The organism is Microbulbifer elongatus, assembly GCF_020524885.1.
Taxonomy (GTDB): Bacteria; Pseudomonadota; Gammaproteobacteria; order Pseudomonadales; family Cellvibrionaceae; genus Microbulbifer; species Microbulbifer elongatus_A.
This window is the reverse complement of record NZ_JAIVKJ010000001.1, coordinates 1,488,002-1,507,222: the sequence shown is the minus strand read 5'-3', so window position 1 is coordinate 1,507,222 and position 19,221 is coordinate 1,488,002. Positions and strand designations below refer to the sequence as shown.

At 55.4% G+C, this 19,221-nt stretch carries 19 protein-coding genes; 12 read left to right on the top strand and 7 right to left on the bottom strand.

The window, feature by feature from the left end:
• Positions 1-10 precede the first annotated feature (10 nt).
• From LC059_RS06390 to LC059_RS06375, 4 genes are all read left to right on the top strand, one after another.
• Positions 11-928: a hypothetical protein gene (locus tag LC059_RS06390; protein WP_226702976.1), complete on the top strand. Its 918-nt coding sequence runs from the start codon at positions 11-13 to the stop codon at positions 926-928.
• A 59-nt stretch (positions 929-987) separates the two neighbouring features.
• The gene (locus LC059_RS06385) at positions 988-1,461 is read left to right on the top strand and encodes a DUF2269 family protein (protein WP_226702975.1); all 474 of its coding nucleotides are present in this window, start codon (positions 988-990) and stop codon (positions 1,459-1,461) included.
• Between the two features lie 73 nt (positions 1,462-1,534).
• A complete protein-coding gene (gene trxC / locus LC059_RS06380) occupies positions 1,535-1,999 on the top strand; it encodes a thioredoxin TrxC (RefSeq protein WP_226702974.1) in 465 nt (154 codons plus the stop codon).
• Positions 2,000-2,149: 150 nt separating this feature from the next.
• Positions 2,150-2,533 carry a DUF6632 domain-containing protein gene (locus LC059_RS06375; protein ID WP_226702973.1) on the top strand — a complete coding sequence of 128 codons (384 nt, stop codon included), beginning with the start codon at positions 2,150-2,152 and terminating at the stop codon, positions 2,531-2,533.
• A gap of 53 nt (positions 2,534-2,586) precedes the next feature.
• Here LC059_RS06375 and LC059_RS06370 read toward each other — a convergent pair whose 3' ends face one another.
• The 3 genes from LC059_RS06370 to LC059_RS06360 form a co-directional block, all read right to left on the bottom strand.
• Complete coding sequence (locus LC059_RS06370) at positions 2,587-3,093, bottom strand: nuclear transport factor 2 family protein (RefSeq protein ID WP_226702972.1); 507 nt, start codon at positions 3,091-3,093, stop codon at positions 2,587-2,589.
• Between the two features lie 40 nt (positions 3,094-3,133).
• Positions 3,134-4,771: a sodium:solute symporter gene (locus LC059_RS06365; protein WP_226702971.1), complete on the bottom strand. Its 1,638-nt coding sequence runs from the start codon at positions 4,769-4,771 to the stop codon at positions 3,134-3,136.
• Positions 4,772-4,914: 143 nt separating this feature from the next.
• A complete protein-coding gene (locus LC059_RS06360; RefSeq protein ID WP_226702970.1) occupies positions 4,915-5,589 on the bottom strand; it encodes a hypothetical protein in 675 nt (224 codons plus the stop codon).
• 355 nt (positions 5,590-5,944) lie between these two features.
• Between LC059_RS06360 and LC059_RS06355 the strand changes: the two genes are divergently transcribed.
• Positions 5,945-6,403, top strand: coding sequence for an HD domain-containing protein (locus LC059_RS06355; RefSeq protein WP_226702969.1), 459 nt, complete (start codon positions 5,945-5,947; stop codon positions 6,401-6,403).
• A gap of 13 nt (positions 6,404-6,416) precedes the next feature.
• Complete coding sequence (locus tag LC059_RS06350; RefSeq protein ID WP_226702968.1) at positions 6,417-7,055, top strand: nucleotidyltransferase; 639 nt, start codon at positions 6,417-6,419, stop codon at positions 7,053-7,055.
• Positions 7,056-7,138: 83 nt separating this feature from the next.
• On the opposite strand, the gene tmpT is transcribed toward LC059_RS06350, so the two are convergent.
• Positions 7,139-7,780, bottom strand: coding sequence for a thiopurine S-methyltransferase (gene tmpT, locus LC059_RS06345; protein ID WP_226702967.1), 642 nt, complete (start codon positions 7,778-7,780; stop codon positions 7,139-7,141).
• A gap of 227 nt (positions 7,781-8,007) precedes the next feature.
• Here tmpT and LC059_RS06340 point away from each other — a divergent pair, with 227 nt between their 5' ends.
• From LC059_RS06340 to hrpB, 4 genes are all read left to right on the top strand, one after another.
• On the top strand, positions 8,008-8,610 hold the full coding sequence (locus tag LC059_RS06340) for an FMN-dependent NADH-azoreductase (RefSeq protein ID WP_226702966.1): 603 nt from the start codon (positions 8,008-8,010) through the stop codon (positions 8,608-8,610).
• Between the two features lie 7 nt (positions 8,611-8,617).
• Positions 8,618-9,367, top strand: coding sequence for a sulfite exporter TauE/SafE family protein (locus LC059_RS06335; RefSeq protein WP_226702965.1), 750 nt, complete (start codon positions 8,618-8,620; stop codon positions 9,365-9,367).
• Between the two features lie 224 nt (positions 9,368-9,591).
• Entirely contained in the window at positions 9,592-10,506 is a 915-nt protein-coding gene (locus tag LC059_RS06330) for a pirin family protein (RefSeq protein WP_226702964.1), read from the top strand.
• 31 nt (positions 10,507-10,537) lie between these two features.
• A complete protein-coding gene (hrpB, locus tag LC059_RS06325; protein ID WP_226702963.1) occupies positions 10,538-13,081 on the top strand; it encodes an ATP-dependent helicase HrpB in 2,544 nt (847 codons plus the stop codon).
• Between the two features lie 89 nt (positions 13,082-13,170).
• Here hrpB and nfuA read toward each other — a convergent pair whose 3' ends face one another.
• Complete coding sequence (gene nfuA / locus LC059_RS06320; protein ID WP_226702962.1) at positions 13,171-13,773, bottom strand: Fe-S biogenesis protein NfuA; 603 nt, start codon at positions 13,771-13,773, stop codon at positions 13,171-13,173.
• Between the two features lie 151 nt (positions 13,774-13,924).
• Positions 13,925-14,602: a type 1 glutamine amidotransferase domain-containing protein gene (locus LC059_RS06315; protein ID WP_226702961.1), complete on the bottom strand. Its 678-nt coding sequence runs from the start codon at positions 14,600-14,602 to the stop codon at positions 13,925-13,927.
• A 278-nt stretch (positions 14,603-14,880) separates the two neighbouring features.
• On the opposite strand from LC059_RS06315, the gene metH reads away from it, so the two are divergent.
• A complete protein-coding gene (metH, locus tag LC059_RS06310; RefSeq protein WP_226702960.1) occupies positions 14,881-18,588 on the top strand; it encodes a methionine synthase in 3,708 nt (1,235 codons plus the stop codon).
• A 114-nt stretch (positions 18,589-18,702) separates the two neighbouring features.
• Complete coding sequence (locus LC059_RS06305; RefSeq protein WP_226702959.1) at positions 18,703-18,918, top strand: DUF2970 domain-containing protein; 216 nt, start codon at positions 18,703-18,705, stop codon at positions 18,916-18,918.
• Between the two features lie 77 nt (positions 18,919-18,995).
• Here LC059_RS06305 and LC059_RS17965 read toward each other — a convergent pair whose 3' ends face one another.
• Positions 18,996-19,130, bottom strand: coding sequence for a hypothetical protein (locus tag LC059_RS17965; protein WP_264189245.1), 135 nt, complete (start codon positions 19,128-19,130; stop codon positions 18,996-18,998).
• Between the last annotated feature and the right edge of the window lie 91 nt (positions 19,131-19,221).

The window sequence follows — 19,221 nt, the reverse complement described above, 5'->3', positions numbered from 1 at the left end:
GGTAACAGTTATGAGTAATTCCCCCGCATTCGCAAGATTTGAAGACAGCGGCAACGTGTGGCTGTCTAAAGATGATGCACCAAGCTTAGACCTGACGGACCACGGCATCACCCCAACCGTACTCGCCACAGAAGCAGAGGTTGGCCTGGCCATGCTGGACGAACTGTACGAAACAGCAGACTCGAAAGATGGTGATATCAATATCGCCCTGCTCGGCGGCCGCGGCGCCCAGGCACTCCACCGCCTGCTGGGAGAGCTGGCCAAGACATCAGAGCAGGATGCACTACTCGGCCGATTGAATGTTTTTACTCAGGATGCCCTGGCCCCCATGAGTATGGGCAACTGCTTCAGCTTTGTGCGGGATTTCGAGCGCATTCTGGGCGCGGATTTTTTCAGAAAAATCAAAAGCTTCACTCCGATGCAGACCGATACCGGTGACCTGGAAGCCGGCCTGATCGCTTATCTGGACAAGCTGGAATCCCTGGGTGGTCTGGATATCTTCTTCATTGGTCACGGCCCAGAGCAAAACCAGGCCTCCCACCTCGCCTACATTAAGCCCTTCTCCGGTGCCAAGAGCCACCATGTAGCAGGTGTAATCCCGATTTCCAGTAGCATCCTGGAGCACCATATCAGCAAGTTCAAAGCTGGTGGCAGCGAAGTGAATGAGCGGGATGAGGCCGAATGCCGATCCGCGCAGTCCATTCTGACACTGGGACCCGCTGCGATACTACAGGCGAAAAAAGTTGTGCAATCTGTAGTCGATGCCGATTCTGCCCCAGCCAAGATCCAGACTTATGCGAATGTCCTGAATAGCCGTTTGAGCTCAGATTTTGAAGAGGCCTTGCAGCAACTGAATGCGAACCCTGGGATGTGGATCAGGCTTCACCCTAATACCAGATCGTTTGTACTGCCGACTTTGGAAGTGTAATAACAAGCACCTGCCCTCAGATAGCGCATCGCTATTTTTGACCAAAGAGAACGATCAACTTGGAAAATTACTTCCTATTAAAAATGATACATATCCTGAGTGCGGTGGTCGTTGCGGGTACCGGGACGGGCATCGCCTTTTTTATGTATATGGCTAATCGGTCGGCAAACATTGCCGCGATTGCCGTCACGGCGCGACATGTCGTGCTGGCAGACTGGATATTTACTGCACCAGCCGTGGTAACTCAGTTTTGGACCGGCCTGCTCCTGATGCATAAGCTCGGGTACTCATTTTCCTCGAGCTGGTTTCATGCTGTGCTTTCGCTTTTTCTGTTTATCGGTGCATGCTGGTTACCCGTACTTGTGCTGCAGTACCGACTGAAGTCACTGGCTGAGGCCTCGCTTGCCTCGGGTCAGCTTACACCAGAATTTAGCAAGCTCATGCGCTACTGGGTTGTGCTGGGAATACCTGCTTTCGTAGCAATATTGGTTATATTCTGGCTCATGGTGTTTAAACCGTTACCGGTCATTTAGTTACCAAGGTGGATTCTGGCTACGATTTAACTATAAGTATCCTAGCTACATGTATCACAGTTACCATTCTTGTATGAAGAGATATAACAATGTCCGATACACAACTTGCGCAGATTCTCTGCCCCTCCTGTATCACCCCAAACCGAGTGCCTCGACAGCGAGGGGTGATCGACCTCTTTGCGGCAAATGCCGCGCGCCGCTGATCACGGGCCATCCTATCAATGCCAGCGATGCTAATTTCCGCCGCTTCATCGATAAGAGTGACCTGCCGGTGGTAGTAGATTTCTGGGCGACCTGGTGCGGCCCATGCCAGCAGTTCGCGCCAGTGTACAGCCAGGTGGCCGATGAGATGGCGACACAGGCAGTGTTCCTCAAACTGGATACCGAGGCCAATCAGCAAACTGCCGCCACCTTCCAGATTCGCTCCATCCCTACTCTGATGGTATTTCACCATGGCGCCGAAATTACGCGGCTCTCAGGCGCACTTCCGAGGCCGCAGCTTTTACAGTGGCTGGGACAGCATTTGCCCAAAAACTGACCTAGCATCAACCCTGAGCCCGCTTTTGCACGGTAGACGCCCACCCCGCCTAGCCGCGCTATTTAAGACTTAAAGACGCACTACAATTTGGGAAATTTATTCGTAATCAACTAAATACGATTATCTTTTTTAGATAGAGAGGAAACGACCATGCGGGATGAACAAAAGCTGAGGTTTCTGAAAATCGCACTCGTAGTATTCGGCGTCATCTTCATTGCCGGGATTTATGCAATGATGATGTGGATCTTTCCATCCGGATGGGGCTGGACGCCCCGGCAACCGGAATACGAACAGATGATTATGGGTATCTATGCCACTCTTGGTGTGTTCCTGATCCTGGCGGCAAAAGACCCACTGGCTAATGCAAGCCTGATATGGTTTACGGTATGGTCAAGCATTGTTCACGGGGGAATCATGCTGGTTCAGGCGATTGTCGACGAGACAGAACGGGCCAACTTACTGGGTGATGTACCGGCGCTCTTTTTAGTCGCATTTGTTCTCTGGTATCTGATGCCGCGCGGCCGTAAAGCCTGAAATCGGCGAACGACTGAACACCCTACCAGCGGGTCTGTTGCAAGATGGCGGCGTTAGCCGCCTCCTTGCCCATGTGCCTTGATCATCTGCGTAACCTGCTTTGCCAGGTCGTTTGGCACAGGAAAATGCAAGTTGTACTGGGCGATTTTCCACTCCTCACCTTCTTTTACCAGCACCCCTGTTCCGCGACACTCACCATACGATGCGTTATCGAGGAGCTCATCAAACCAGGCCACATCACCGTGAACCACGATGCTTCTGTCTCTCGGCACGTAGGTCCAACCCTTCCCCTGGCTAAAGTATGGCTGCGTGTATTTCTTGAACGCCTCCACCGGCCACCGCTCGCTGGCATCGGTGCCAATAAAGACACCGTCTTTACTGAACAAACCAAAATATGCGTCGAAGTCGGCGTTAGCGGCCGCCTTATGAAAGCTGTCGAGCTGCGCGGCAACCGGTGCCTCTTGTTTTCCTGCCGCTTCCGGTTCGGCCACTGCTGGCCCGGAAAGCAGCACAATAACGAGAGAGAAAAACCATACCCGCAATTTTTGATCGGCAGTCATTAATCTTTCCTTTAGAAATCCTATTAAAACGTTTTAAGGTTCACCCGTTTATATAGAGCAAAAACAGAAATAGGCCTACAAACCACAGTAGCAGCCACAAACTGCGCCGATACCAGTTACAGCTGGCCTCTTCACGCAAGTGGTGACGGATCGCCTTCTCATACAGGTCTGCGCTGGAAGCAGACGTGATTGCATCAACCGGGGCCAGGCGCCCTAGCTGTGCCAGCCCCACCGCCACAACCACCGTCACGACAAAACCGATAACATTCCACCACAGCCAGGAGATGTCCGGAAGGAATAGCCAGCATGCGCCATTGATTACAATTCCGCAGAGCAAACCTACGATAGCGTGTGGCCCGAGCACACGCCGCGCGACAAACCCGAGTGCAAACACCGCGAGAATAGGCCCATTTGCGAGGGAACCAATTTTATTGATAGCTTCCAATACCGTGGTAGCGATGTCATCGACGAAGAATGCCATCACCAGAGTGATGATACCCCACAGGGTCGTCAGCACTCGCGACAGTATTAATTCCTGGTGCGCGCTCCAGCTACCCTTATGAAAGCGACGCACAAAGTCTTCCATGGTCGTGGCACTTAACGAATTAAGCACAGAATCCAGTGAGGACATAGCGGCAGCGAAAAGCGCAACCAGGCTCAGCCCGACCAGACCCACCGGCAGCACATTGATCATGTATAGCGGCACCGCCAGGTTATATTCGGGGCCGCTGCCGGAGTCAGGCAGTGCAGCGATGAAGCCCGGGTGCTTTGTAGCGTATACGGCAATACCCACACCTACCAAGCAGTACAGGAGCACAAGCGGGAAGCGCAACAGGCCGTTGATCAACAGCGCATTATTCGTGGCATCGATATCCCGGGTACTCAACTGCCGCTGCACCTGGCTCTGATCACAGCCGTAATACGAAACATAAAGAAACAACCCTCCCAGCAACATGGGCCAAAACGCAAATGTCTCGCCATCGCCAAAGCCGTGGTGTGAAAAGTCCAAGGTCGTCTTGCGGCCAGCATCAAATGACTGCCACATCTCCGTGAACCCGCCGCTGGCATCGACAAGAAAGATCAGCACCAGTAGCAGCATGGCGGCCAATATCAGTAACTGCAGTACATCAGAATAGATGACACCGCGGATGCCCCCCATCACGTCGTATACGACGGTAAACGCACCAAGCAATAACACGGATTCGGTGAACCCCAAACCGGTAATCAGATCAATTACCAGTGAAATACTGTATACAGTCACCGCAGTAGCGAAGGCCCGCACAAACAGGAAAAGGCCACTCAGGGTAAGCCGTGTTTCGAGGTCAAATCGTCGCTCAAGGTATTCATAGACCGATACCAGCTGGAGATGACGAAACAGCGGCATCACAAACAGGATCAGTACCACCATCGCCAGTGGAACCGCCAGCTCGTATTGCAGCCATAGCAACCCGCCACCGGCCGCAAAAGCCACAAAGGCGGGGGCGCCGAGAATACTGTTGGTGGAACACTGAGTAGCCATGATAGACAGGCCCACCGGCCAGGGTCCGACGTTGCGACCTGCAACATAGTAGTCTTCCCTGCTCTCCTGGCGACGAGCGAGCCAGTACGCCATCCCCAATAGGCCCACGCAGTAGGTCGCAATAATCGCCCAGTCGATCCAGGAAATACTTTGGCTCATTTCAGTCCATGAGAGATTTGGGTTTCCAGGCGTTCGATGCCGGACTGTAGAGGAGTAGCCTAAAACCAGGCAAGCAAACCCCTGTTAACCAATGAACGAGCTGTTAAAAAAGCTCAAAATGGCCCGATACCGGAAACAGACACTTACGCAGTCTTGTTCTGCGCACTAAGCGGGACATCCTTTTGCTGGCTGTATTTTCTGTAGGTGTAGGCAATACAACACCAGGCTATGAGAATCGGATAGATTACCGTCTGTTCCAGGGTCAATCCAACCCCAATGCCTATGCGCAATACAGCCATCGCTGCGAATGTGAATGCAAGAATCATTCTAACCATATGCCGGCGGATCCAGAAAGATCGGTCTCGCTCGACTTTGCGAAACAGCAACAAGTCTTCAACCAGAAGAAAAGCAAAAGTCGATGCCATTAGCATGGGACCAACTAGCGGGGCCGCAGCGCTCGTCAAGCTCCGAATCACTTGCATTGCTGCAAACGTAAAAATCAGAAGCGGAATGACAATAAGAATACGATCCCAGATTACGGCGTACTGGCGGTCCTGATGAAATGCATTAACAGCACTTGGCACCATATACATGACCCCCACTGCCAGCAAAACTGCCAGCGGAAGAAGTTTATCGACAGCAAACACCAGTGTTGTGATCGCAACAACCACCATCAAATAACTGAATACCTTCCCGGTCAGAACGTGGCGCCGGTTCCCTTTTCTTGACGAAATGGCAACAATGCCGGCAAAAAATGCAATAAACCCTAGAGCAACATGAAGGACGTACACTATGGGGTGATATGGATCCGAAAACATTTGCGATGCCCTCGTTATTGTTAGTGGCAAGGCTAAAGTAACGGGTAATTTTCTGAGCCGTCAATCAAGACATCAAACTCTACAGCTGAATAATGTCAGAAAATACAGGGCTGGCAGTACTGCAGCGCGAGGGCGTCGAACTATTACAAGTCCGCTTCCTGTATAGATCATCCGAGATGTTTTCAGTTTCAATACCGGCGGCATATTCGTTCGCTCGCCCTCATACTCTTAACTCTCAGCCCCTGGCGACTTGAGCTTGCGGCCGAAGGGAGGAGCCCCTAGAATTCCCCTATGTGCGCCGTACTCATTGAAATCTTGTATTAAAGCGCGCTTCCCAACGTTCAGACAGCCAGCCTTGACTGGTCTTAGCTTGTACGACTATCTCACTAGTTTGCTGGAGGACCTCGACGGCGTCCAGCAGCACCCCAAGTATCACCCCGAGGGCGATGCCCTCTTCCACTCTCTTCAGGTTTTCCAACTCGCCCGTGAAGCGACTCAGGATCCATTGCTATGGGCCGCGGCGTTATTGCACGACGTCGGCAAAGCCGTGGACAGCCGGCAGCACGCGGAGCTGGGTGCCGAGATGCTTACCGGAGTTGTAAATGCCCGCATCGTCTGGCTGGTGGCCCACCACCTCGACCTGATGCGTATTCCACAGCGCACCCGTCACAAGTACACCGGAGAACGCCGATTACAAGAGTTGCAACTGTTGCGCCGCGTCGATATTGGTGGGCGCGACCCGGATGCCCAGGTAATGGGAATAGACAGTGCCATTGCATTGCTGAAACCACACCATTTACTGATCGCGGCCTGAATCCGCCAAAAGAATGAAGAAACAGCAAAGAATTCGCCAACTGATCACCAGGGAGGCGGCACGACTGATGTACGAAGAAGGAGTAAGCCAGTATTTTGATGCCAAACGCAAGGCGGCCAAGCGGCTGATTGGAAAACAGTACCGGTTCGCCCCCAAGTATCTCCCCTCCAATGGTGAGATTTCAGAGGCTCTCTACGAGCTAAGTCAGCTCAAAGACCCTGAAGACCATGAGGAGCGCCTTTTCCGCATGCGCTGTCGCGCAGTGGAGGTGATGGAGGAGCTGGAGCCGTTTACACCGCGCCTGATCGGCTCTGTCAGTACCGGCCGTATTCGCGAAGGGAGTGATATTGATATTCACGTGTTCTGTGACGAGATCGAGGAACTGGAGAATTATCTCGATACCCTCGGATGGCACTACGCTCGAGAGGCCACTACCATCAATGTGAATGGCCGAATGATTGAGTATCAGCACATTCACCTGGACTTCGATTTTCCGGTGGAGCTCTCCGTTTACCCACTTTCAGACCTGCGCATAGTCAGTCGGTCCAGCACCGATGGCAAACCGATACGCAGGCTGTCTGTCAGCAAGGTGCGACAGTTGATCACCGACGAACACTGGTCAATGTATATCAAATCCGGCCTAAGCCGGTGAGCTGACAGTGAGCTGGTAAAGGCGGCTCACTGAGCAACTGACCTGTGATTGGCTGCCGCCTTATTAACGAGTGGCCGACTGAATTAATTGGAATCCAATATCCAGACTTTTTCGTCGGCCGGACACTTTCCTTTCAAACCGCCGGGTACGGCAACTGCATCCACCAGTGTGCAACGGTAGTGAGAAGCGTAGTGCTGTAAAACTTCGTCATCGCTCACGCAGAAAGGTGGCCCCGGCATCAGGTCCTGGTCGTACTCAAATGTAACTAGTAACTGTGGTACCGCAGAAGTCATCTGCACCAGGTGCCGTGTATATTGAGCGCGCATTTCCTCCGGCAAGGCAACCAGCGCCGCACGGTCGTATACCGCATCGACCTCCCCCAACAGTTGCCCTGTCAGCTCGAATATATCACCTGCAAAGATGTCCAGGCCTTCAGAGTGAAAGCGCTTCAACGATGACCCAACGGCTTCCACCTGCGGTTCGACGCCAAGTTGTTCAAATAACTGCCTGACGGCGAGCTCGCTGAGTTCTGCTCCCACTACCCGATACCCTTTACCCAGCAGCCAGGCAATATCCAGGGTCTTGCCACACAAGGGCAAGAATATCCGGCTGCCCTTATTCTGCCCGAGACCACTGAAGTGCTTCACGAGCAATGGATGTACTTCACTGTTGTGAAAGCCGATTTCGTTTCGCTGCCACTTGTCGTGCCAGAACTCATGTTTCATTGGGTTACTCCACTTCCCTATCAAGCGGCCGATCTCAGCGCCTAATGATTGATATGTGAGGAAATCATTCTACAAAAGAAGCTGCTGTGCAAATATTGATCACCACAGGCCGATAACCGGCCACATGTTCGATTATTTAGAATAATAAGTCCCGATATTTCCGTTTTTAATCCAATCCAACCAGACGGATACTGCCGCCATCACAGACAACTCGATTGAGGTAGCCAATGAAACTTCTCGTAGTGAAAAGCAGTGTATTTGCCGATGGGGGCCAATCTACCGCCCTGGCGGAAAAATTTGCCCGTGCGTGGCGCGAAGTGTCCCAGGATTTGGAAGTTGTGGAGCGGGATGTAACCAGCAATCCGGTCCCTCATCTGGATGGCGAACGCATCGGCGCTTTGTTTTCCGCCCCGGAGCAACGAACGCCGGAGCAGCAGGCCGTTGTGGACTTCGCCGATGCGCTGCTTGAAGAGGTAACCACTGCAGACGTCATTGTACTCGCCGTGCCGATGTACAATTTTGGTGTACCCTCTCAGCTAAAGGCGTGGCTTGATCACCTGGCGCGTGCCGGCGTCAGCTTCAAGTATACCGACACAGGCCCGGTTGGACTCTTGAAGGATAAACCGGTCTATATCCTCGCTGCTCGCGGTGGTGTTTACCATGCCGCCGGACAGGATTTCCAGGCGCCTTTTCTTCGACAGTTCTTTGGCCTGCTCGGAATCACAAACCTCGAGTTTATTTACGCCGAAGGCTTGAATATGGGTGATGAGGCCAAGGAAAAAGCATTGAATGAGGCATCCCGGCAGATTGCGGAGCTGATACCAGCCTAACTTCTGTATGGATCAGCCGCTTTTCTGGCCACTCGCGATCACCGGCATACTACTGACCGGCATCTCCAAATCTGGATTTGCCGGCGGCGCCGGTGTACTTGCCGTACCGCTTCTCGCTCTGGTGATGCCCGTGCCGCAGGCGGCGGCACTCACACTGCCGCTGCTGATCGTCATGGATGCCAAAGCCGTCTGGCTTTATCGCCGTCACATTCAATTTTCCAATCTAAAGGATATTCTTCCTGCAGCCTTGGTGGGCATCACACTTGGCGGCTTTGCCCTGGCCTGGATACCCGGGCAGGTGCTGCAATTAGCGCTTGGCTGTTTTGCCATCCTTTTTGCCGTTTGGGGAAGATTGGTCAGCCTTTTCCGCAAGATTCACAGTCGCTGGATGGCATGGGGCTGGGCCGGACTTTCCGGTTTCTCCAGTACACTGCTACACGCTGGCGGCCCGCCCATCAACATCTATTTCATCAGCCGCGATTACCCCAAGCTGGAATGGCTCGGTACCGCGAGTGTATTTTTCGCGGTAATGAATCTGATCAAATTGATTCCATATAGCCTGAACCAACAATGGCAGGAAGAGTTTGTCGGTATATGGCTGTGGCTGATTCCCGTTGCCCTGGCGGGTATTTGGCTCGGTCACTGGCTGCAAAACCGGATAAGTGACATGCAATTCATGTTTTTCTGTAGATTGCTACTTTTCGTTTCCGGGGCAGTGCTAATTTTCAAGCCTTTCATTCAAGGGTTTACACACTAACCCCCAAGAACTACTTCCTCTCAGGTCTTGGGGCCACGATCTTTTACTGACCTCGCAAGAAAGGTTGGCTCTTTCCGCGGACCATATTGCTGGAAAGCCTTTATTTCCTGAGCTTCGCGCTAATTTATTGAAAGGTTGTATCGAATATTTGACATATTCGGAGACTCACAAACTCACTACACTTATTTTCAATGAAATGACCATAAAAACGAGGGTAGTGCTCCATGAGCATTCAGGAACGTAAACCGGAAGGCGATTGTAAGTTTGAGAGTGGCTGCGACGCGATAACCCTCGTTATTGACCCGCGAGAAAAAGACCTGGGTGGCTTTGCGGTGCGGCGCACGCTGCCTAACAGTCGCCAGAAAACTGTAGGGCCCTGGATATTTTTCGATCATATGGGCCCAGCCGAATTCGAGCCCGGTAAGGGCATCAATGTTCGCCCGCATCCTCACATTAATCTGGCTACGGTTACCTACCTGTTTGAAGGCGAAATTCTTCATCGCGATTCACTTGGCAGCTTGCAACCCATCCGCCCCGGCGACGTCAACCTGATGGTTGCCGGCAAAGGCATTGTGCACTCGGAACGGGAACGCCCAGAAGTCACTGCAGCCCGACACCGCCTGCACGGATTGCAATTGTGGCTCGCCCTACCGGAAGCGGATGAGGAAATCGACCCGGCGTTTTACCATTACCCTTCTACTGAAATACCAGAGACGAATGTGGACGGGGTGCCCGTGCGGGTGATTATGGGCCAAGCCTATGGCACCGAGTCTCCCGTGAAAACCCATGCAGAAACACTGTATATCGAGGCGCGCCTAAAGGCCGGTCAAAAGCTCGTACTTCCCGACGCAGAGGAACGAGCACTCTACGTGGTCGAGGGTAGCGCCCAATCTCGAAGTGTTCAGCTCCCCTGCCACACCATGGCGGTATTCAAACAGGAGTCGGGCGTCGAGATTGAGGCCAGGGAAGACTGCCTGCTGGCTTTGATCGGCGGTGAGCCTGTGGGCCAACGCTTTGTAGACTGGAACTTCGTCTCCAGCCGCAAAGACCGTATCGAATGCGCAAGGGCTGATTGGGTGAATGGCAATTTTCCGGTGGTGCCGGGAGACCAAGAAGAATTTATCCCACTGCCGGACTGACCGCGCGATCGAGCGGGTATAATCCCCGCCCATGCCAGAATTACCGATTTATGAAGTGCTGCCGGCACTTCAGGAAGCGCTCCGCCAAAACAACAATACAGTCTTGCAGGCCCCACCCGGTGCCGGCAAGACTACGGCCGTACCATTAAAATTGCTCGACAGCCCCTGGCTCCAGGGGCGCAAGATCGTCATGCTTGAACCCCGGCGCCTGGCGGCTCGCACAGCGGCAGCGAGGATGGCGCAGCTGCTGGGTGAGCCAACAGGAAAAACCGTGGGCTACCAGATTCGCGGCGAGCGTAAGTCCAGCAGCGACACGCGTATTCTTGTGGTTACCGAGGGGATTCTCACCCGTCTGCTGCAGTCCGACCCGGAACTCGCGGATACCGCACTGGTGATCTTTGACGAGTTCCACGAGCGCAACCTGCAGGCAGACCTGGCGCTGGCCCTGTGCCTGCAGTCCCAGGAAGTGTTGCGGGAAGACCTGAAGCTGTTGGTCATGTCCGCCACCCTGGATGCAGACGCCGTGGCCGAACTCCTCGGCAAGGCCCCCGTCATCACCAGCGAGGGCCGCGCCTATCCGGTGGAAGTTGAATACCTTTCCCACCGCGAGGTGCCCGAAGACACTCGACAGCTCCCCGCACTGATGGTCCGCAAGATCCGTGAGCTCGTCACTCGAGAAGACGGCAGCCTGCTCGCCTTTCTGCCGGGGGTGCGGGAAATTCGCGCGGTGGAGGCACAGCTGCGCGAAGCATTTTCCGACCGTGGCGATATCGCCATCGCTCCCCTGTATGGCGACCTGAACAAACAGCAGCAGGACTCCGCCATAGCGCCATGCCCTGACGGCAAGCGCAAGATCGTACTGGCCACCAATGTGGCGGAAACGTCCATCACCATCGAGGGCATCCGCCTGGTCGTCGATTCGGGGCTGATGCGAGAGTCCCGCTTCGACCCCAATACCGGCATGAACCGGCTGGTAACCACGCAAATTTCCCAGGCATCCGCCACCCAGCGGACCGGCCGTGCCGGGCGCCTCAGTGCCGGGCACAGCCTGCGCCTGTGGAGTGAATCTACCCAGCGTGGTATGGCAAAGAAGAATGCACCGGAAATTCTGCTTAGTGATCTCGCGCCGGTCATGCTGGATCTGGCCCAGTGGGGCGTCACTGATGTCGATGAATTGCGCTGGCTCGACCTCCCACCACCCGGCCCCACCGCACAGGCAAGAGCCCTGCTGCAGGAGCTGGGAGCCCTCGACGACAAATTACGAATCACCGACCACGGCGAGGCAATGCTGAGCCTCGGAACCCACCCCCGGCTCGCCCATATGATGCTTCGCGGCAATGCGCTTGGGTTGGCCGCAGAAGCCTGCCTCCTCGCCGCCCTGCTATCCGAGCGGGATATTTTCCGCGGAGAGCAGCGCTGGGACAGGGATATTCGCAAGCGCATTGAAGTGCTGACGGGGGGACGCAAAAGCAACAGCGCCGACCAGGGTTCAGTGCATCGCGTTCGACAGCAGGCAAAAGCCTGGCAGTCGCAACTCCCGAAACTTGTCAGCGCAAGTGGCCCCGCCCCGGATCAGTTGGATACTACGGGGGTGCTGCTCGCCTTCGCCTATCCGGACCGCATTGCGAAAAATCGCCACGATCGCGAGCGACGCTTCCTGCTGGCAAACGGCCGCGGTGCACATTTCTCCCACGACGACGAGCTGGCACATGTGGATTATCTGGTAGTCGGCGACCTCGATGGCCAAGGTCGCGATGCGCGCATCCAGCTGGCCGCGCGCGTTTCCAGCGACGCGCTGTACAACTATTTCGAGGAGCAAATTGAGCGGGAAACTGCAGTTCGCTGGGATGAACAGGGCGGGCGCGCAGTGGCCAGCGAGCAAGTCCGACTGGGCAAGCTGGTGCTGGAGGAAAAACCCAGCACGCAGATTTCACCCGAACTTCTGAGCCGTGCCTTACTGGATGCAATCCGCCAGCGGGGCCTACACAGCCTGCCATGGAACAAAGAGTCCGAGAGCCTGGTGGATCGAGTGCGGTTTCTGGCATCACAACAAACAAAGCACCCCGATCTGCTGGAGCACACTGCACTCCCGGACTGGAGCGAAAAGGCACTACTGGAGAGCCTGGACACCTGGTTGCTGCCACACCTGCACGGCCTCAGCAAACTCGACCAGCTCAAGCAGCTGGACCTGAAAAGTATTTTGCTCGCGCAGCTGGAGTGGGCCACGCAGCAGCGCATTGACGAGCTGGCGCCGTCCCATTTGCAGGTACCGAGCGGCTCGCGCATCGCCATTCAATACGCCGAGTTGCCACCGGTACTTCCGGTGCGGTTACAGGAAATGTTCGGCCTCGCTCAAACCCCGACGATTCTCAGCGGCCGCTATCCGCTGATGATTCACCTGCTCTCACCGGCACAACGCCCGGTACAGGTAACCCGAGACCTGGCCAGTTTCTGGGAGAACACCTACCACGAGGTAAAAAAGGAGCTGCGGATCAAATACCAGAAACACTTCTGGCCGGATGATCCAGCCACCGCACAGGCCACCAGCAAAACCAAAAAACGCATGAATGACTAACACCAACGACGAAACGGCGGGCAAAAAAAACGCGGCGGTTGCCGCGTTTTTTTGTTCTGAAAAGACGATTTAAGCCTATCAGTACAAGCTTAGTAGTACGCCTGTGACTTGTCGGAGTGATCGGTAATATCTTTCACCCCAGCCAGCTCTGGAATTTTTTCTCTCAGGGTTTTCTCGACACCTTCTTTCAGGGTCATATCTACCATGCCGCAACCCTGGCAGCCACCGCCGAATTTCAGAACCGCGTAGTGATCTTCGGTGACTTCCACCAGGCTCACCTGACCACCGTGGGACGCAAGCCCCGGATTTACGTCGCTATAGAGGACGTAGTTGATGCGGTCTTCGATCGGGCTGTCATCGGTAACTTTGGGCATGCGGGAATTCGGGGCGCGAATGGTGAGCTGACCGCCCATCTTGTCGGCGGAGTAATCCACCCGAGCCTCGTCCAGATAAGGAATGCTGCGGCCTTCAAAATAGGCTTTAAAGCCGTTCAGTTGCATTTCCAAGTCGCCCTCTTTCTCTTCGCCCGGGCGGCTATAGGCAATGCAGGTTTCCGCATTGGGTGTACCCGGGTTGGATACGAACATACGGATGGCAATGCCTTCGCAGTCCTGCTTTTCCAGCAGGTCGCGCAGGTACTCCTGGGCGGAGTCGGTGATGGTGACGTTCAATTCTGACGGTTGTTCTGACATATACCTTCTCTAGATGTACCCGGTCCGTGACCGGGCGAGAGTACCGGGCTTGGATACCGGGCGTGGGTACCTAGTATGGGTACCGGCTGAAAATAACCAAGCTTACTGGTCGGGTATTTTACGCGCTCCGGCGCCCAAGTAAAACCGGGTCTCAGGCCAGGGCTCCCAACAGCGCCCGCGCGGTCGCTTCCGATGATGCGGGATTCTGGCCAGTGATCAACAGTCCGTCCGTACAGATATAACTCTGCCAGTCGTCGCCCTTGGAGTACTCCGCGCCCCGCTCCTTCAGCATGTCCTCCAGCAGAAACGGCACCACATCGGTAAGCCCCACCCCCTCCTCTTCACTGTTGCTGAACCCGGTGACACGGCGCCCCTTCACCAGGGGCTCTCCACTTTCATCCACAGTATGCCGGAAAACTGCGGGGGCATGGCACACGGCCGCGACGGGCCTGTTGGCGCGGTAGAAGCCGTGAATGATGGCGATGGAGCGCTGGTCTTCCGCAAGATCCCAAAGGGGGCCGTGGCCACCAGGGTAGAAAAGCGCATCGAACCCCTCCGCATCCACATCATCCAGAGTTTTGGTATTGGCCAGTGCCTCCTGGGCAATGGGGTCGCTACGGAAACGGCGGGTAGCGGCTGTCTGTGCGTCATCGGCATCGCTTTTCGGGTCCAGTGGCGGCTGGCCACCTTTGGGTGACGCGAGGGTCACCTCCGCGCCGGCATCGACAAACACATAATATGGCGCGGCAAACTCCTCTAGCCAGAAGCCAGTCTTGTTACCGGTATCGCCCAGTTGATCATGAGATGTAAGCACCATGAGGATTTTCATTGCGCACCCGCCCTTGCTTGATTGGATTTCAATAACTCTAGGGTCCGTTGTTGTGATCAGTTAGCCAAATTTCTACCCATTGGCCCCACTGCCCCTAGAACCATTGGTTACAAGCATATGCACACACATTCTTCCCCAGGCTATGCCACGGTCCCCGCAAGACCTGTCGTGGCGCCGGATTGTGCTAAGATTGCCGCCCTTTTTGATCACCCGGTACCAGTCAGCAAAGGGGCAGTCGGTACAGTGGGTAACAAGTAATCGGATACAAGGAATTGACCATGTCGGACAATCGGTCTCAGCAGCTTCGTGACCAGCGCCTGCAACAGCTTCATAACGCCCTCGCCGAGCGCATCGTGATTCTGGATGGCGGCATGGGCACCATGATTCAGCAGGAGAAGCTGGGCGAGGCGGATTACCGCGGCGAGCGGTTTGCTGACTACCCCTCCGACCTCAAGGGCAACAACGACCTATTGGTACTGACTCAGCCAGAGCTGATCGAACGCCTGCACCGGGAGTACCTGGAGGCCGGCGCGGACATTATCGAAACCAATACCTTCAACGCTACCCGCCTCTCCCAGTCCGATTACGACTTGGAAGACCTGGTTCCAGAGCTGAACCTCGAGGCCGCAAAGGTAGCTCGCCGTGCGGCGGATGCCCTGTCCACACCGGAAAAGCCACGCTTTGTTGCCGGTGTACTCGGCCCCACCTCGCGTACCGCCAGTATTTCCCCGGATGTGAATGACCCGGGCGCGCGCAACGTCACTTTTGATCAACTGGTGGAGAACTACATTGAATCCACCAATGCGCTGATCGACGGCGGATCGGACCTGATCCTGATCGAGACCATCTTCGACACCCTGAATGCCAAGGCCGCAATCTATGCGCTGAAGAAAGTATTCCAGGAGCGCGGCTACGAGCTGCCGATCATGATCTCCGGCACCATCACCGATGCTTCCGGCCGCACTCTCTCCGGGCAGACGACCGAAGCATTTTACTACTCCGTCGCACATGCCAATCCGCTGTCCGTCGGCCTCAACTGTGCCCTGGGTGCCACCGAATTGCGCCCCTATGTGGAAGCTCTTTCCGGCGTTTGCGGCGAACATGTCTCCGCCCACCCCAACGCCGGCCTGCCGAACGAGTTCGGCGAATACGACGAGACCCCCGAGCAAACAGCGGCCATCGTGGCGGAATTCGCTCGCAGCGGATTCCTGAACATTCTCGGCGGTTGCTGTGGCACTACCCCGAAACATATCCGTGCCATTGCCGATGCGGTTGCCGACATTGCGCCGCGCAAGTTACCGGAACTGAAACCTGCCCTGCGCCTGTCGGGCCTGGAACCCTATGTGGTCGACGAACACGCCCTGTTCGTAAACGTCGGCGAGCGCTGTAACGTCACCGGATCCGCGCGTTTCAAGCGCCTGATCATGGATGAGGATTACGATACCGCGCTACAGGTCGCAGCCGCCCAGGTGGAAGACGGTGCCCAGGTAATCGACTTCAACATGGACGAGGCGATGCTGGATTCTGTCGCCGCCATGCGCCGCTTCCTCAACCTGTGCGCCACCGAGCCGGACATTTCCAAAGTGCCGTTTATGGTGGACTCCTCCAAGTGGGAGGTGATCGAGGCGGGCCTGCAGTGCATCCAGGGTAAGCCCATTGTCAATTCCATCAGCCTCAAGGAAGGCGAGGAAGATTTTGTCGAAAAGGCCCGCGCCTGCCTGATGTACGGCGCGGCGGTGGTGGTGATGGCGTTTGATGAAAAAGGCCAGGCCGACACCTTCGCGCGTAAAACAGAAATCTGTAAACGCAGCTACGATATCCTCGTGAACCAGGTGGGCTTTAACCCCTCGGATATCATTTTCGACCCGAATATTTTCGCGGTTGCCACCGGTATCGAAGAGCACAACAACTACGCGGTGGACTTTATCGAAGCCACCCAGTGGATTCGCCAGAACCTGCCCGGCGCCAATGTGTCCGGCGGTGTTTCCAATGTGTCTTTCTCGTTCCGCGGCAACAACCCGGTGCGCGAAGCCATTCACTCCGTATTCCTGTATTACGCCATCAAGGCGGGCCTGAACATGGGCATCGTCAACGCCGGTCAGCTGGCGGTGTACGACGACCTGCCGGATGAACTGCGGGAAAAAGTTGAGGATGTAATTCTCAACCGCAACGGCGAAGCCACAGAGGCGCTGCTGGATATCGCGGAGAAATACCGCGGTGACGGCGCAGCGACAGAGCGCAAGGAAGACCTGGCGTGGCGCCAACTGCCGGTCAACGAACGCCTGGCCCACTCGCTGGTAAAAGGCATCAACAATTACATCGAGCAGGACACCGAGGAAGCCCGTGCCGCAGCCAGGCGCCCACTGGATGTGATCGAAGGTCCATTGATGGATGGGATGAACATCGTTGGCGACCTGTTCGGGGAAGGCAAAATGTTCCTGCCCCAGGTGGTGAAATCCGCCCGGGTGATGAAACAGGCCGTGGCCTACCTGCAGCCGTACATCGAGGCGGAGAAAACCGTCGACAGCAAGCCCAACGGCCGTATTCTGATGGCCACGGTCAAGGGCGATGTGCACGACATCGGCAAGAACATCGTAGGTGTGGTGCTGGCCTGTAATAACTTCGAAGTGATCGACCTCGGCGTAATGGTGCCGGCGGAAACTATTCTGCAGACAGCGAAGGACGAGAACTGCGACATCATCGGCCTGTCCGGCCTGATCACCCCGTCCCTGGACGAAATGGTGCATGTCGCTGCGGAAATGGAGCGCCAGGGTTTCGACATTCCCCTGATGATTGGCGGAGCCACCACCTCCAAGGCGCACACTGCAGTCAAGATTGATCCGCAATTCAAACGCAACCAGACCGTGTATGTGGCAGACGCCTCCCGCGCAGTGGGTGTCGCCAGCAACCTGCTCTCGGATGAGCTTCGTCCAGCCTTTATAAAAGGCATTCAGGAAGAATACGAAAAAGTACGCGTGCGTACTGCCAATCGCAGACGCAACGATCCACGCCTCAGCTATGAAGACGCATTGAAAGCCGGCCCGCAATTTGACTGGGCAAGCTTCGAGCCGAAGGTGCCGAACAACCCCGGCCTGACCGTGCTGGACGATTTCCCGCTGGAAAAACTCGTCGATACCATCGACTGGACCCCCTTCTTCATCTCCTGGGACCTGGCCGGCAAGTACCCGGCAATCCTCAACGATGAAGTGGTGGGCGAAGCCGCCACAGACCTGTTCAAGAATGCGCAAACCATGCTGACCGATATCATCGACAACAAGCGCCTCACCGCGCGCGCGGTATTCGGCCTGTGGCCCGCAAACAGCGATGGCGACGACATCATTGTGTACACGGATGAAAGCCGCAGCGAAGAAATGGCGCGCCTGCACCAGATGCGCCAGCAGGTGCAGAAACGTGGTGGCGATGGCCTCTGCCGCTCTCTGGCGGACTTCGTTGCGCCGGCGGACTCCGGGGTGGCGGACTATGTTGGCGGCTTTGCCGTTACCACGGGTATCGGCGCGGACGAGCTGGCGGCAAAGTATGAAGCCAAGCACGACGATTACAGCGCGATCATGGTCAAAGCACTGGCGGACCGACTGGCCGAGTCCTTTGCGGAGTACCTGCACCGCGAAGTGCGTAAAAATTACTGGGGCTACCAGCCCGATGAGACCCTGAGCAACGAGCAGCTGATCAAAGAGGCCTACTCCGGTATCCGTCCTGCGCCGGGCTACCCTGCCTGCCCGGACCATACCGAGAAAGCCACCCTGTTCAAGCTACTCAACGCAGAACAGAATGCCGGTATCGAACTCACCTCCAGCTTTGCCATGATGCCCGCTGCCGCCGTGAGCGGATGGTATTTTGCACACCCGGAATCCAAGTATTTCAATGTGGGCAAGATCAGCCGCGATCAGCTGGCCAGCCTTGCGGAACGCAAGGGAATGAAGGAGCAGGAGCTGGAGCGCTGGCTGCGTCCGAATCTGGAGGACTAATCGCGGAAATACATCCAGAGTTGTAGGAGCCTGCTTGCAGGCGAATCGGGAATTCGGTTCACTAGACAAAATGTTCGCCTGCAAGCAGGCTCCTACAGAGAGGAAGGAGATGTGATGAGTGAAGATAACCCGGATCAGAAACCATCTTTCGGCCAGGTAGTGCTCAGCACACTTGCAGCCGCAATCGGCGTTCAGTCGAATAAAAACCGGGAAAGGGATTTCAAAGGCGGAAGCATCAAGGCGTACGTCGCCGCCGGGCTAATTTTCACCGCCCTGTTTGTTCTCACGCTGGTGTTGGTGGTGAAGACCGTCTTAACCAATATGGGTTAAATGGGCTAGCACCCGGGATCCCCCGATACATCTGCGGAAACCGGGCACATCTACCCCAGAAGGTCCTCTTCGGGGTTCTAACCTTGAGAGGCGACCCAGAATACACAAGTGGCACAGAATATGGCCACCAGCGCAATCGCCGCAATGGCGTCCACTACATCATCGCTTTCGTTTGATACAACTACTACTTCTCGCGCTACTTGATCGTTCATCGGAATACTCCGTCACTCAAGAAATCATTATTGTTTTAAAGGTAGCAGCACCGCGTAAAACGCGGTTTTTCAAGTAGATCAAATCCCTGCA

Coding starts and splice junctions, on each gene's coding strand:
- LC059_RS06390 (WP_226702976.1), top strand. CDS start 11: ATGAGTAATTCCCCCGCATTCGCAAGATTTGAAGACAGCGGCAACGTG.
- trxC (WP_226702974.1), top strand. CDS start 1,535: ATGAAGAGATATAACAATGTCCGATACACAACTTGCGCAGATTCTCTG.
- LC059_RS06375 (WP_226702973.1), top strand. CDS start 2,150: ATGCGGGATGAACAAAAGCTGAGGTTTCTGAAAATCGCACTCGTAGTA.
- LC059_RS06370 (WP_226702972.1), bottom strand. CDS start 3,093: ATGACTGCCGATCAAAAATTGCGGGTATGGTTTTTCTCTCTCGTTATT.
- LC059_RS06365 (WP_226702971.1), bottom strand. CDS start 4,771: ATGAGCCAAAGTATTTCCTGGATCGACTGGGCGATTATTGCGACCTAC.
- LC059_RS06360 (WP_226702970.1), bottom strand. CDS start 5,589: ATGTTTTCGGATCCATATCACCCCATAGTGTACGTCCTTCATGTTGCT.
- LC059_RS06350 (WP_226702968.1), top strand. CDS start 6,417: ATGAAGAAACAGCAAAGAATTCGCCAACTGATCACCAGGGAGGCGGCA.
- tmpT (WP_226702967.1), bottom strand. CDS start 7,780: ATGAAACATGAGTTCTGGCACGACAAGTGGCAGCGAAACGAAATCGGC.
- LC059_RS06340 (WP_226702966.1), top strand. CDS start 8,008: ATGAAACTTCTCGTAGTGAAAAGCAGTGTATTTGCCGATGGGGGCCAA.
- LC059_RS06335 (WP_226702965.1), top strand. CDS start 8,618: ATGGATCAGCCGCTTTTCTGGCCACTCGCGATCACCGGCATACTACTG.
- LC059_RS06330 (WP_226702964.1), top strand. CDS start 9,592: ATGAGCATTCAGGAACGTAAACCGGAAGGCGATTGTAAGTTTGAGAGT.
- hrpB (WP_226702963.1), top strand. CDS start 10,538: ATGCCAGAATTACCGATTTATGAAGTGCTGCCGGCACTTCAGGAAGCG.
- nfuA (WP_226702962.1), bottom strand. CDS start 13,773: ATGTCAGAACAACCGTCAGAATTGAACGTCACCATCACCGACTCCGCC.
- LC059_RS06315 (WP_226702961.1), bottom strand. CDS start 14,602: ATGAAAATCCTCATGGTGCTTACATCTCATGATCAACTGGGCGATACC.
- metH (WP_226702960.1), top strand. CDS start 14,881: ATGTCGGACAATCGGTCTCAGCAGCTTCGTGACCAGCGCCTGCAACAG.
- LC059_RS06305 (WP_226702959.1), top strand. CDS start 18,703: ATGAGTGAAGATAACCCGGATCAGAAACCATCTTTCGGCCAGGTAGTG.
- LC059_RS17965 (WP_264189245.1), bottom strand. CDS start 19,130: ATGAACGATCAAGTAGCGCGAGAAGTAGTAGTTGTATCAAACGAAAGC.